Origin of the sequence: Streptomyces sp. NPDC048361, from assembly GCF_040651795.1 — a bacterium.
Lineage (GTDB): Bacteria > Actinomycetota > Actinomycetes > Streptomycetales > Streptomycetaceae > Streptomyces.
Genome location: NZ_JBEZKW010000007.1, coordinates 158994 through 170893 on the forward strand (window position 1 = coordinate 158994; position 11900 = coordinate 170893).

At 70.1% G+C, this 11900-nt stretch carries 13 protein-coding genes and 1 pseudogene; 10 read left to right on the forward strand and 4 right to left on the reverse strand.

Annotated elements, in window-relative coordinates:
• The first annotated feature begins 42 nt into the window (after positions 1–42).
• The 6 genes from AB0D31_RS06455 to AB0D31_RS06480 all read left to right on the forward strand — a co-directional run bounded on the left by AB0D31_RS06455 (position 43) and on the right by AB0D31_RS06480 (position 6897).
• Positions 43–1272 (forward strand): Ig-like domain-containing protein, encoded by a 1230-nt coding sequence (locus AB0D31_RS06455; protein WP_362717828.1) that lies wholly within the window; start codon positions 43–45, stop codon positions 1270–1272.
• Positions 1273–1556: 284 nt separating this feature from the next.
• On the forward strand, positions 1557–2798 hold the full coding sequence (locus AB0D31_RS06460; RefSeq protein ID WP_362717830.1) for an Ig-like domain-containing protein: 1242 nt from the start codon (positions 1557–1559) through the stop codon (positions 2796–2798).
• A gap of 80 nt (positions 2799–2878) precedes the next feature.
• Positions 2879–3646 carry an enoyl-CoA hydratase-related protein gene (locus AB0D31_RS06465; RefSeq protein WP_362717832.1) on the forward strand — a complete coding sequence of 256 codons (768 nt, stop codon included), beginning with the start codon at positions 2879–2881 and terminating at the stop codon, positions 3644–3646.
• Between the two features lie 180 nt (positions 3647–3826).
• Complete coding sequence (locus tag AB0D31_RS06470; protein WP_362717871.1) at positions 3827–4435, forward strand: ATP-binding protein; 609 nt, start codon at positions 3827–3829, stop codon at positions 4433–4435.
• A gap of 465 nt (positions 4436–4900) precedes the next feature.
• Entirely contained in the window at positions 4901–5710 is an 810-nt protein-coding gene (locus tag AB0D31_RS06475) for a polysaccharide deacetylase family protein (RefSeq protein ID WP_362717874.1), read from the forward strand.
• Complete coding sequence (locus tag AB0D31_RS06480; protein WP_362717834.1) at positions 5710–6897, forward strand: YncE family protein; 1188 nt, start codon at positions 5710–5712, stop codon at positions 6895–6897. Before AB0D31_RS06475 ends, AB0D31_RS06480 begins: the two co-directional genes overlap by 1 nt.
• Positions 6898–6958: 61 nt before the next feature.
• Here the strand turns inward: AB0D31_RS06480 and AB0D31_RS06485 are convergent, their stop codons facing one another.
• The 3 genes from AB0D31_RS06485 to AB0D31_RS06495 form a co-directional block, all read right to left on the reverse strand.
• Complete coding sequence (locus AB0D31_RS06485) at positions 6959–8149, reverse strand: cytochrome P450 (RefSeq protein WP_362717837.1); 1191 nt, start codon at positions 8147–8149, stop codon at positions 6959–6961.
• Positions 8146–8841 carry a tRNA-dependent cyclodipeptide synthase gene (locus AB0D31_RS06490; protein WP_362717840.1) on the reverse strand — a complete coding sequence of 232 codons (696 nt, stop codon included), beginning with the start codon at positions 8839–8841 and terminating at the stop codon, positions 8146–8148. The genes AB0D31_RS06485 and AB0D31_RS06490 overlap by 4 nt, the downstream gene beginning before the upstream one ends.
• Positions 8842–9040: 199 nt before the next feature.
• On the reverse strand, positions 9041–9682 hold the full coding sequence (locus AB0D31_RS06495) for a GNAT family N-acetyltransferase (protein ID WP_362717877.1): 642 nt from the start codon (positions 9680–9682) through the stop codon (positions 9041–9043).
• A gap of 79 nt (positions 9683–9761) precedes the next feature.
• Between AB0D31_RS06495 and AB0D31_RS06500 the strand changes: the two genes are divergently transcribed.
• From AB0D31_RS06500 to AB0D31_RS06515, 4 genes are all read left to right on the forward strand, one after another.
• Positions 9762–9875: a MerR family DNA-binding transcriptional regulator gene (locus AB0D31_RS06500; RefSeq protein ID WP_362717842.1), complete on the forward strand. Its 114-nt coding sequence runs from the start codon at positions 9762–9764 to the stop codon at positions 9873–9875.
• A gap of 55 nt (positions 9876–9930) precedes the next feature.
• Positions 9931–10143 (forward strand): hypothetical protein, encoded by a 213-nt coding sequence (locus AB0D31_RS06505; protein ID WP_362717845.1) that lies wholly within the window; start codon positions 9931–9933, stop codon positions 10141–10143.
• A 55-nt stretch (positions 10144–10198) separates the two neighbouring features.
• Complete coding sequence (locus AB0D31_RS06510) at positions 10199–10411, forward strand: EF-hand domain-containing protein (protein ID WP_053726211.1); 213 nt, start codon at positions 10199–10201, stop codon at positions 10409–10411.
• Positions 10412–10688: 277 nt separating this feature from the next.
• The gene (locus tag AB0D31_RS06515) at positions 10689–11396 is read left to right on the forward strand and encodes an NAD(P)-binding domain-containing protein (RefSeq protein WP_362717848.1); all 708 of its coding nucleotides are present in this window, start codon (positions 10689–10691) and stop codon (positions 11394–11396) included.
• A gap of 60 nt (positions 11397–11456) precedes the next feature.
• Here AB0D31_RS06515 and AB0D31_RS06520 read toward each other — a convergent pair.
• Positions 11457–11804 (reverse strand): annotated as a pseudogene (locus AB0D31_RS06520) (L-serine ammonia-lyase, iron-sulfur-dependent, subunit alpha); the annotation flags it as partial.
• Between the last annotated feature and the right edge of the window lie 96 nt (positions 11805–11900).

Here is an 11900-nt window from a genome sequence, read left to right on the forward strand (position 1 = left end):
TACTCACGTTTCCCCCGGCGGGGCGCGGTCGTTGGGCCGGTCGTGAGAGACGTACTGAAGCGGGCAGGGGCGGGCGCGGCCGCCGCCCTGGCATGGGCAGGACTGACGGCGGTCCTGGTGACCGCGCTGACCGGGTGCTCGGGCGGCACCCTGGACATCGGTGACATCGGCGGCAAGCCGTTGACTCCGCAGGAGGCCATCCTGGTGTCCCCGGACGACGGGGCCAAGGGAGTCATGGCGGACCAGAAGGTGGAGGTGCGGGTGCCGGGCGGGCGCCTGGAGCGGGTCAAGGTGATGAAGACGGAGGACGCCCAGCCCGAGGAGGTGCCGGGCAGAATCTCCGAGGACGGTCTGACGTGGACGCCCAACGCGGGGGCGCTGCAACTGGCCGCGCTCTACACGGTGGACTCCGTGGCGCTCGACGGCCACGGCCGCCGCCAGGCCCGCCACACCACGTTCACCACCTTCGTGCCCGAGCACCGGTTCATCGGCTACTTCAAGCCCGAGAACCGCTCCACGGTGGGCATCGGCATGATCGTCTCCTTCAACTTCAACCAGGCGATCAAGGACAGGGCCGCCGTGGAGCGCGCCATCAGGATCACCTCGCAGCCCCCGGTGCAGGTGAAGGGCCACTGGTTCGGCAAGGACCGGCTCGACTTCCGGCCCGAGAAGTACTGGACGCCCGGCACCAAGGTGACCGTCGACATGCACCTGCGCGATGTCGTCGCGGCGCCCGGTGTGTACGGCATCCAGGACAAGACGGTCGGCTTCACCGTGGGCCGGGCCCAGGAGTCCCTGGTGGACGCCGAGGCCCACACCATGGAGGTGCGGCGCGGCGGCGAGCTGGTGTCCACCCTGCCGGTCTCGGCGGGCTCGCCGAAGAACACCACGTACAACGGCAAGATGGTGGTCACGGAGATGTACGACGTGACGCGGATGAACAGCCAGACCGTCGGCTTCGGCGGCGAGTACGACATCCCCGATGTGCCGCACGCCATCCGGCTCACCAACACCGGCACCTTCCTGCACGGCAACTACTGGGCCTCCTCCAGCACGTTCGGCACCACCAACACCAGCCACGGCTGTGTGGGGCTGCGCGATGTGAAGGGCGGCAGCTCGGACACCCCGGCCGGCTGGTTCTTCGACCGCACCCTCATCGGCGACATCGTCGAGGTCGTCAACTCCCATGACCGGCTGGTCGCTCCGGACAACGGGCTCGGCGGTTGGAACATGGACTGGGCGAAGTGGAAGGCGGGCTCCGCGCTCTCCTGACCGGGCTCCGCGATCGGGCAGGCCCCGCCGCGTCATTCCCCGGCGTTTTCCCGGCACCCCACCCATTGCACGGCGCACGACCGTTCCCGGCCCGCCAACCGGGGACGGTTTCTGTGTTTCACCGATGAGTGCCAGGAAAACTTGGGACTGAACGGTGACATGGCAGGGGAGGTCGGAGGCCCGTTCGGTGTGATTGTCTGACGCGGTGCGTGCGCGTGGACGTGCGCGGGGGTGAGTGAGTGCGGGCGGTGGCGGGGCCACGCCGCGCGAGGGGAGAAACAGTCTTGAACGGGCAGCCAATTTCGGGCGCTCCGGCCATGGCCGGACGGCGCGGGCGCCGGGGCAGCGCACTTCTGGCCCTCATGTTCGGCGCGTTGCTGCTTCTGGTCACCGCGTGTGGCGGGGGCGACGGTTCGGGGAGCGCCAAGTCGAAGCCGGGGGGCGGCGGCGAGGACACCAAGGCGTCGGAGGCCGTGGTCACCATCGTCCCGGCGGACAACGCCAAGGACGTCGCCACCAACGGCGCGCTGAAGATATCCGCCGGCAACGGCAAGCTGTCCGCGGTCACGGTCGCCGACAGCAAGGGCAATCCGGTCGCGGGCAAGATATCCGCGGACGGTGTCGGCTGGGTTCCCGACCAGCACCTCGCCTCCGCGACGCAGTACAAGGTCCACGCGGTCGCCAAGGATGCCAAGGGCCGTGAGTCCGCCAAGGACACCACGTTCACCACCCTCGTCCCGACGAACACCTTCATCGGGCAGTACGTGCCCGAGGACGGCTCCACCGTCGGCGTCGGCATGCCGGTCTCGCTCAACTTCAGCCGGGGCATCACCAACCCGGACGCGGTCGAGAAGGCGATCACCGTGACCGCCGAGCCGTCCGTCCCGGTCGAGGGCCACTGGTTCGGCAACGACCGCCTCGACTTCCGGCCCGAGAACTACTGGGCGCCCGGCACCAAGGTCACCGTGAAGATGAACCTGGACGGCGTCGAGGGCCGGCCCGGGGTCTACGGCAAGCAGACCCGCACCATCCACTTCACCATCGGCCGCTCCCAGGTCTCCACGGTCGACGCGAGCGCCCACACCATGAAGGTCGAGCGCGACGGCAAGGTCGTGAAGACCATCCCGATCAGCGCGGGCTCGCCGCAGAACACCACGTACAACGGCCAGATGGTCATCAGCGAGAAGTACGAGGTGACGCGGATGAACGGCGCCACCGTCGGCTTCGGCGGCGAGTACGACATCAAGGACGTGCCGCACGCGATGCGCCTGTCCAGCTCGGGCACCTTCATCCACGGCAACTACTGGGGCGCCCCCTCGGTGTTCGGGTCGGCCAACACCAGCCACGGCTGCGTCGGTCTGCGGGACGCGCGGGGCGCGGGCGACCCGTCCACGCCGGCGGCCTGGTTCTACAACAGCTCCCTCATCGGCGACGTGGTCGTCGTGAAGAACTCCAAGGACAAGGTCATCCAGCCCGACAACGGGCTCAACGGCTGGAACCTGTCCTGGTCGGAGTGGACCAAGTAGGGCTGACGAACCCCGAGGGACCCGGCGCTGTGAGTAACGGCACCGGGTCCCTCGCCGTTAGTGAGCGTTAACCTGCCTGCATGACTGTGAACCTCGAAGTTTCCGAAGGCGTCGGCACCATCCGTCTGAACCGGCCTCCGATGAACGCGCTCGACGTCGCGACCCAGGACGGGCTGCGCGAGCTGGCCGAGGAGGCGGCCCGCCGCGAGGACGTGCGGGCCGTGGTCCTGTACGGCGGGGAGAAGCTGTTCGCGGCCGGCGCGGACATCAAGGAGATGCAGGCCATGGACCACGCCGCCATGGTCGTACGCGGCCGTGCGCTCCAGGAGTCCTTCACCGCCGTAGCCAAGATCCCCAAGCCCGTCGTCGCGGCCGTCACGGGCTACGCGCTCGGCGGTGGCTGCGAGTTGGCGCTCTGCGCGGACATCCGCATCGCCGGTGACAACGCCAAGCTCGGCCAGCCCGAGATCCTGCTCGGCCTGATCCCGGGCGCCGGCGGCACCCAGCGCCTGGCCCGCCTGGTGGGCCCGTCCAGGGCCAAGGACCTCATCTTCACCGGACGCCAGGTGACGGCGGACGAGGCGCTCGCGATCGGCCTGGTCGACCAGGTGGTGCCGGCGGCCGAGGTGTACGAGCACGCCCTGGCCTATGCCGCGCGGCTCGCCAAGGGCCCGGCGATCGCGCTGCGCGCGGCCAAGGAGTCGATCGACGCGGGTCTGGAGACCGACCTCGACACCGGTCTGGCCATCGAACGCAACTGGTTCGCGGGCCTGTTCGCCACCGAGGACCGCGAGCGGGGCATGCGCAGCTTCGTCGAGGACGGCCCGGGCAAGGCCAAGTTCCTCTGAGTGCACCGGAGTTGAGGGGCCCCGTCAACGCGGCCTGTACATGTGAGGGCAGTGTGTACACCCTGTGGGGGGATTAGCACAGCCTTAAGGCAACCTTAAGGAAAACCCCTCCGGAACGCTTGGTGATCAAGTAAACGCAGTACGTCATCGCAGCTCAGAGGGGGTGAGACGAGCCCCGTTCTGCCCCCGTCATATGCCAAACCGCGTCCCCGGAATGTCAGGTTCCGGGGGCGCGATTCCTTCGGAACGGCCCCGGAGTCCGGCCCGGGCCGCCATGATGGTGGCATGGCGGGGCTGGAGGGTGTGGAGCAACCGGCGCAGCGCGTCAGTGCGACCGCGGCGCGATGGATGCCGTCCGCCGACGACGAACTGGCGCTGAAAGCGCTGGAGTTGTTCGGTAATCCGACGGAGGGCGAGGTGCGTCTGGCGTCGCGCCCGGAGTCGGCGGCGACCGCGCGGCGGATCACCCAGTCCGTGGTCCTGCGCCAGTGGGCGCTCTCGCCGACGCTCGCCGAGCACGCGGTGCTCCTGGTCTCCGAACTCGTCGGCAACGCGGTGCGCCACACGGGGGCCCGGGTCTTCGGTCTGCGCATGCTGCGCCGCCGGGGCTGGATCCGTATCGAGGTCCGCGACCCCTCGCGCGGGCTCCCCTGTCTGATGCCGGTGCACGAGCTCGACGTCAGCGGCCGCGGTCTCTTCCTGGTCGACAAGCTCTCGGACCGCTGGGGCGTGGATCTGCTGCCGCGCGGCAAGACCACCTGGTTCGAGATGCGGGTCGCCGACCGCTGATTCGCCCCGCGGGCGGCCGGCCGCCGACATCGCCCCGCGGGTCGCCGGCCGCCGACTTCGCCCTACAGGCCGCCGCCGCTCTGACATCGCAGAAGCCCCCTGGCTGCCGGGTGCGGCGCCGCGGGGGCTTCTGAGGAGCGCCGTGGATCTGGGGGGGTGTGATCCACGGCGACTGAAGACGACCTGGCCCGGGTCAATGGGGGTCGTGGCTCCGACTATGACAGATGGGCGGCCCATCATCAAAAGCCCCTTGTCGGACATACCGTCATGAACCACCACAGTTTAGCTGTGAATCGTAGGTGAGCTAGACCACGTACCTTCTAAAGCATGAATAAATATCGGGGCCGATGAGTGATTCATCGAGCGGTGTGCCACCCTCCGAGCCCCGCCGAGCGCGACCCGCAAAGGTCCTGAAATGGGTCAATCATTACAAATCACCCTTCGGCGCACTTAAATGTCCATGTGCTGAATCCCTCACCCCGTGCGGTCGACCGCCGCAGCGCCCTGCGCGCCGGGGCGGGCGCGGCCATCGCGGGGGCGCTGACGGCAGGCTGTTCGGACGACCGGGACGGCCACCGGCCGGCCGGCTCCCCGACGCCGCCGTCCGCCTCCGCGGCGGCCGCCGCCCACCCCCAGGCGCCCCGCCCCGCGCCGGCCCCCCGTTCCTTCCCCGGCCAGCCGGTCCAGATCAGCAGCGGACCCCCGGGCCGCCCCCAGGTCGCGCTCACCTTCCACGGCCAGGGCGATCCGAAGATCGCCACCACCCTGCTGGGCGAGGCCGAGAAAGCCGGCGCCCGCGTCACCGTGCTCGCCGTCGGCACCTGGCTCGACGAGCAGCCCGCGATGGCCCGCCGCATCCTGGACGGCGGCCACGAACTGGGCAACCACACCCTGCACCACACCGATATCTCCGCCATGGACGAGTCGGAGGCCTACGCCGAGATCACCGGCTGCGCGGACCGGCTGCGCCGCCTCACCGGCTCCATCGGAACCTGGTTCAGGCCCTCCCGTACCCAGTACGCGACGCCGCTCGTTCAGAAATTGGCCCGGCGCGCGGGGTACCCGCACGTCCTGTCGTACGACGTCGACTCCCTCGACTTCACCTCGCCCGGCGCCTCGGCCGTGACCCGCAACGTCACCGGGCAGATCCGCAACGGATCGGTGGTGAGCCTGCACTTCGGCTATGCGGACACGGTCGCCGCGCTGCCCGTCCTCCTCGCCGAACTGGAACGCCGCCGACTGCGCGCGGTCACGACCACGGAGCTGCTGACCTGATGCCGACCGTAACGAAGACGACCACCGCGCTGCTCTCCGCGGCCGCCCTGCTCGCGGCCCTCGCGGGCTGCGGATCGGGCTCCGACCACAAGGACGAGGCGATCGGCTCCAAGGCCGCGGTCCCGCCCCCCGCCGTCGTCAAGAAGACTGTGCCGCAGGGCCTGCCGGGGATGCCACCCGTCCTCGACCCCAAGGACGCCTACGCGGCGGACCGCCCCAACGCCTTGCAGCCCGCGGTGAAGAACTTCCTGCCGCGCGTGTACGTGCCCAACACCAACTCCAACACGGTCTCCGTGATCGACCCGGCCACGTACAAGGTGATCGAGACGATTCCGGTCGGCCACCAGCCGCAGCACGTCGTGCCGTCCTGGGACATGAAGACGCTCTGGGTCAACAACGACCTCGGGGACTCGCTCACCGCCATCGACCCGGCGACCGGCAAGACCGGACGCACCGTCCAGGTCTCCGACCCGTACAACCTCTACTTCACGCCCAACGGCAAGTACGCCATCGTCATGGCCTCGATGGACCGCGAGCTCGTCTTCCGCGACCCGGTCACCATGAACCGCGTCAAGACCGTCCCGGTGACCTGCGCGGGCGTCAACCACGCGGACTTCTCCATGGACGGCCGGTACTTCATCGTCTCCTGCGAGTTCTCCGGCGAACTCCTCAAGGTCGACACCGAGAAGATGAAGATCGTCGGACAGCAGAAGCTCCCCTTCGACGGGGCGATGCCGCAGGACGTGAAGATGTCGCCCGACGGCAAGACGTTCTACGTCGCCGACATGATGGCGCACGGCATGTGGGTCCTGGACGGCGACACGTTCAGCAAGCCGACGCTGCTGCCCACCGGCAAGGGCTGCCACGGCCTCTACATCAGCCGCGACTCCAAGGAGATGTACATCTCCAACCGGGGCGAGGGCACCATCTCCATCTTCGACTTCACCAAGAACAAGCTGACCAAGAAGTGGGAACTGCCCGACGGCGGCAGCCCCGACATGGGCGGCGTCTCCGCCGACGGCAAGGTGCTGTGGCTGTCCGGGCGCTACAACGCCGAGGTGTACGCGATCGACACCGCCACCGGCAAGGAGCTGGCCCGCATCCCGGTCGGCTCGGGCCCGCACGGACTCGCCGTCTACCCGCAGCCCGGCCGGTACTCGCTCGGCCACACCGGCATCTTCCGCTGAGCCGGCCAGGGGAGCGACGGCGAAGTGGCCCGGGGCCCGCCGGCCCCGGGGCACCTCCGCGTCACCACAGCACCGGCAGCCGCTCCGGCAGCCGCTTGATGAAGCCCGTACGCCAGACCAGCTGTTCGGCCGGCACCGCGAGGCGCAGCCCCGGCAGCCGGTCCACCAGGACCGTGAGCGCCGTCTCCGCGTGCAGCCGGCCGAGCCCGGTGGCCGGGCAGAAGTGCCGGCCGGCGCCGAACGCCAGATGCGGGTTGTGCTCGCGGTCCAGGTCGAGCCGTTCGGGATCGGCGAACACCTCCGGGTCGAAGTTGGCGCCCTCGACCAGGACCAGCACCAACTCGCCCTTCTCGACGAGAACGTCACCCAGCTGTACGTCTTCGAGGGCGAGCCGGGGCAGCCCGTCGCCGATCGACAGATTCCAGCGCAGCAGCTCCTCCACGGCCCGCCCCATGCGGTCGGGGTGCTCGCGCAGGTATCCGATCAGCTCGGGACGCTGGAGCAGCGCGAGGACCGCGAGGACGAGGAACGACGAGGTGGAGACGGCGCCCGCGCCGAACAGGGAGACCGCGACCGTGGCCAGCATCTCGTCGGTGAGGTGCGCGGACTCGCGGTCCTCGCGCAGCGCGCCGAGCCGGCCGAGCAGGCTCTCGGGCGGCACGTCCGGCGCGTTCAGCCGCTCCACCATGTAGCCGAGATCCTTGTACCAGTTGAGCCCGGCGCCCTCGAAGGTGTGCGCGCTGGTCATGAAGGCCACGTCGAGGCCCGACATGAGCCGGCGCCAGTCCGCGAACGGCACCCCGATGACATCGCAGTGCAGTGCCGCCGAGAACGGGTCGGCGAACCCGGCCCGCAGGTCGGCCGGCGGGCCCTCGGCGAGCAGCGCGTCGACGAATTCCTCGGCCCGCCCGCGCAGCCGCTCGGCCAGGCCGTCGGCACGCGGGCTGAGCGACTTCATCACGGCGGTGCGCAGCCCCGCGCTGTTGATGTTGCCCATGTTGTTGACGACCTCGGGCGGGATCGTCAGCGCGTACTGGCGCGGGACCCCGGCGTTCGCGGTGTCCTTGAGACTGAACCGCTCGTCCTCCAGGACCTGCTTGGCCAGGGCGTGGCTGCTCACCAGCCAGGCCTCGTCACCGGTGAGCGTACGTACCCGGGCCACCGGCTGCTTCTCGCGCAGCCGGGCGCACTCGGCGGGCAGGACGTCACCGCGGCGGGAGAGCGGGAAGTCGAGGACGGACTCGGGGATCATGCGGGGATTCCTTCCGGGCGCACCACGGCGTAGGCCTGGTTGCGGGACGCGCGCAGCCCGCCGCCCTTCGCGTACAGGAGGTCGGTCAGGGGGATCGGCACGTGGTACGACGACACCGAGGACGGCACACCGAGGATGCCCGGGGTGTCCAGGAAGAAGGGGAGCTCGGCGCTGATGTAGTCGAGGCACGCGGAGAGCTGCTCGGCGCTCGCGGCCGGGTCGCCGGCCTTGGTGGAGAGGAAGTGCGCCGCCATCCGCTCACAGGCGGCGCGGAAGCCCGGGTCGGTCGCGAGGAAGTGCCGCACCCTGCGGTGCAGCAGCTCGTACACCGGGTTCCCGGCGAACTCCGAGAGCCCGTGCACCCCGACCTGGGTGCCCGGTGCGTCCGCCTCCTCGACGCCGCGCAGCACCCGGCGGCGTACCGCCTTCACCTCCTTCAGCGCGCGCCGAGCCGCGTGCTCCGGGTCGTAGCCGAGCGCGCCGAACAGCTCGGCGACGTGGAGGTCGGCGTACACGATGTCGATACGGGTGAACCGTGCGGAAGCCCAGCGGACGAGATCGGTGATGCGCCCGGCGCTGAAGTAGCTGTTTCCCGGACTGACCCCGATGAGGACGTGGTCACCCTCGTCCCATATCTGGTGGCAACTTCGCGTGAAGGGCTGCACGGTGAATGCTTCAGTTGTGATGGTCACAGCCGGTACGCCCCAGCGCCGCTAGTCCCTGGGGGCCCTGTGCTCCCGGTGTGGCGACGACAGCATGAAGTTATCGCCCAGTGGCGGAGCGTGAGCATCCGGTGATCGGGATATGGCGCGAACTCCTCTTTGTGCGGCGCAAATTGATCGTTTCCGTACTTCGAACAGTCACGGTCCCGGGCGGTGGGGTCTGGACCCGTTACCGGGGCGCGATCAGCAGCGCCTCCGATCCGACCGGCCGGAACCCCGCCGCCTGGAAGGTGCGCACACTGCGCGCGTTGCCCGGCGACTGCTGCGCCCACAGCACGCCGTCGGGCACCAAGTGGCGTGCGGACAGGGCGAGTTGGGCCCCGAGTCCGCGGCCGCGCGCGGCCGCGTCGAGCTCGATGGCCACCTCCCAGCGGCCCGCGACCCCGCGGCCGAGGATCAGGACCCCGCCGTCCGCCGCCCACACCCGCACGTCGTCCCGGAACGTCAGGGCCCGCACCACCCGCGGATGCTCCTGGTCCTGGATCTCGGTGAGAACCAACGGCGGCTCGCCCGGGAGGGCGGGGGCGCAGGTCAGCAGGTCGACGCAGTTCATCGACCGGCCGGTGCGGGCCATCAGAGCGGCCAGGAAGCCGGGGTTCATCGACGCGCCGAACGGATCGGCGTCGGTCCCGGCGAGGGTCGCCCTGATCCAGTCCTCCGCCTCGTCCAGAAAGATCACCGAGTGCGCCGTGAACGCCAGCACGCCGGCGTCGCGCGGCCCCGGCTGCGCCACGATCGTGGTGCCCCCGTCCGTCGGCGGGAACCGGCCACCGGCCGCGGCCGCCAGAACGTCTCCGAGCGTCTCACCCATCGTCATCCCGCACTTCTCTCGCTCTTCCCCGTGAGTCTCCCTTGAGTCTCCACCCGCTGGAAGCAGCAGACTCGACGACGTGATCGACGACGGCCCGCACACCTCCACCATCGGGCAGCTCGCCCGCCGCACCGGGCTTCCCGTGCGCACCATCCGCTACTGGTCCGCAGATCGTCGACGACTTCACCGATGAGGCGTTCGCCGGCCTGGACACCGCCGACGGCCACTTCCACGCCCGGGTCCGCGGCGTGGCCGCCGAGCTGCCCGACGACCCGACCCCGCGCCAGGTCGATGCCTGGATCGAGCGGGCCGATCGGGTCGAGGACGACGGCTTCCGCGCGCAGGTGCGGCGTATCTACTTCCAGCTGCTCGCGATCGCCAACGGGTACGAGCCGTCGCCCGGCGCGGCCGCCGCCTTCCGATGGCTGGCCGCCGCATTGCGCGCGCACGTGGGCGGCTAATCTGACCGGCGTCAGAAAAGCACCAAGCAGTAGCACCAACAAAGGGGTGGACCCAGTGGCGGACATCGAAGAGGCGCGCAAGGCGTTCGCGAAGCTCGACATCGACGGCGACGGACGCGTCACCGCGAGCGAGTACAAGGCGGTCATGGCGCAGCTGGGCGACTTCCACGTCACGGAGACCGTGGCCCAGGCCATCATCAAGGCCAAGGACGCCAACGGCGACGGCAAGCTCTCCTTCGAGGAGTTCTGGGCGTCCCTGAACAAGTGACCCCGTCCGGTGCCGGTCGGCGTCCCTGGACTGGTGATCCCGACCGGTGCCGGTCGGCGTCCCTGGACTGGTGATCCCGACCGGTGCCGGTCGGCGTCCCTGAACAAGTGACCCCGTCCGGTGCCGGTGGCGCAGGCCCGCCCGCCTGGCTAGCGACCGGTGCCGGTGGCGCAGGCCCGCCCGCCTGGCTAGCGACCGGTGCCGGTGGCGCAGGCCCGCTCACGCCGCTAGCCACCGCCATCGGGGCCGGGCCGGAATAACCCGCTGTGCCGGCAGGTTGCCGGAGCGTGCCAACGCACTCTCTCCGGAAGGCCAGCTCATGAAGATCGGCATCATCGGCGCGGGCAACATCGGCGGCAACCTGACCCGTCGTCTCACCGCGCTCGGACACCAGGTGTCCGTCGCCAACTCCCGTGGCCCGCACACCCTTTCCGCCCTCGCAGAGGAGACCGGCGCCACCCCGGTCACCGTCGCGGAAGCCGCCGACGGGGCCCAAGTCGTCGTGGTCACCGTCCCCCTGAAGCGCGTGCCGGACCTGCCCAAGGGGCTCTTCGACAAGGCGGCCGACGGCGTCGCCGTCATCGACACCGGGAACTACTACCCGAAGGAGCGCGACGGCCGGATCGACGCGATCGAGGACACCGACGGCCTCACCGAGAGCCGCTGGACCGAGCAGCACATCGGCCACCCGGTCATCAAGGTCTTCAACGGCACCTACGCACAGGACCTGTTGGAGCGCCCGCGCCCGCAGGGCGACCCCGAGCGGATCGCCGTACCGGTGGCCGGCGACGACGCGGCGGCCAAGCAGCTGGTCCGCGAACTCGTCGACCAACTGGGCTTCGACACCGTCGACGCGGGCGGCATCGACGACTCCTGGCGCCAGCAGCCCGCGACCCCGGTCTACGGCCTGCGCGGCGGCGTCAAGGAGATCACCGAAGCCCTGGCGGCGGCGCCGAGGGAGCGGCCGGCCGCCCACACCTTCTGAGCCGCCGACGGCCCGCGGCCGCTGAGCCCCGCGGGCCCGGCCTGCTCCGAACCAGGGGCCCTAGCACTCGATGATGTTGACCGCGAGCCCGCCGCGAGCCGTCTCCTTGTACTTGACGCTCATGTCGGCCCCCGTCTCCTTCATCGTCTTGATGACCTTGTCCAGGGACACCTTGTGGCTGCCGTCGCCGCGCATCGCCATCTTGGCGGCGGTGACGGCCTTCACCGCGGCCATGCCGTTGCGCTCGATGCACGGGATCTGGACCAGGCCGCCGACCGGGTCGCAGGTCAGGCCCAGGTTGTGCTCCATGCCGATCTCGGCCGCGTTCTCGACCTGCTCGGGGGTGCCGCCGAGCACCTCGGCGAGCGCGCCCGCCGCCATCGAGCACGCGGAGCCCACCTCGCCCTGGCCAGCTTCTGCGAGACGGCGGCGACCTTCTCGGTGGCGGTACGGATCTCGGCGGAGTCCTCGCCCTTGAGCTTCTCCTTCAGCTCGGCGACGGCG

Bases quoted from the DNA above. Each gene is read 5' to 3' on its own strand.
- AB0D31_RS06465 (WP_362717832.1), top strand. From the start codon at position 2,879: ATGACTGTGAACCTCGAAGTTTCCGAAGGCGTCGGCACCATCCGTCTG.
- AB0D31_RS06495 (WP_362717877.1), bottom strand. From the start codon at position 9,682: ATGGGTGAGACGCTCGGAGACGTTCTGGCGGCCGCGGCCGGTGGCCGG.
- AB0D31_RS06485 (WP_362717837.1), bottom strand. From the start codon at position 8,149: ATGATCCCCGAGTCCGTCCTCGACTTCCCGCTCTCCCGCCGCGGTGAC.
- AB0D31_RS06480 (WP_362717834.1), top strand. From the start codon at position 5,710: ATGCCGACCGTAACGAAGACGACCACCGCGCTGCTCTCCGCGGCCGCC.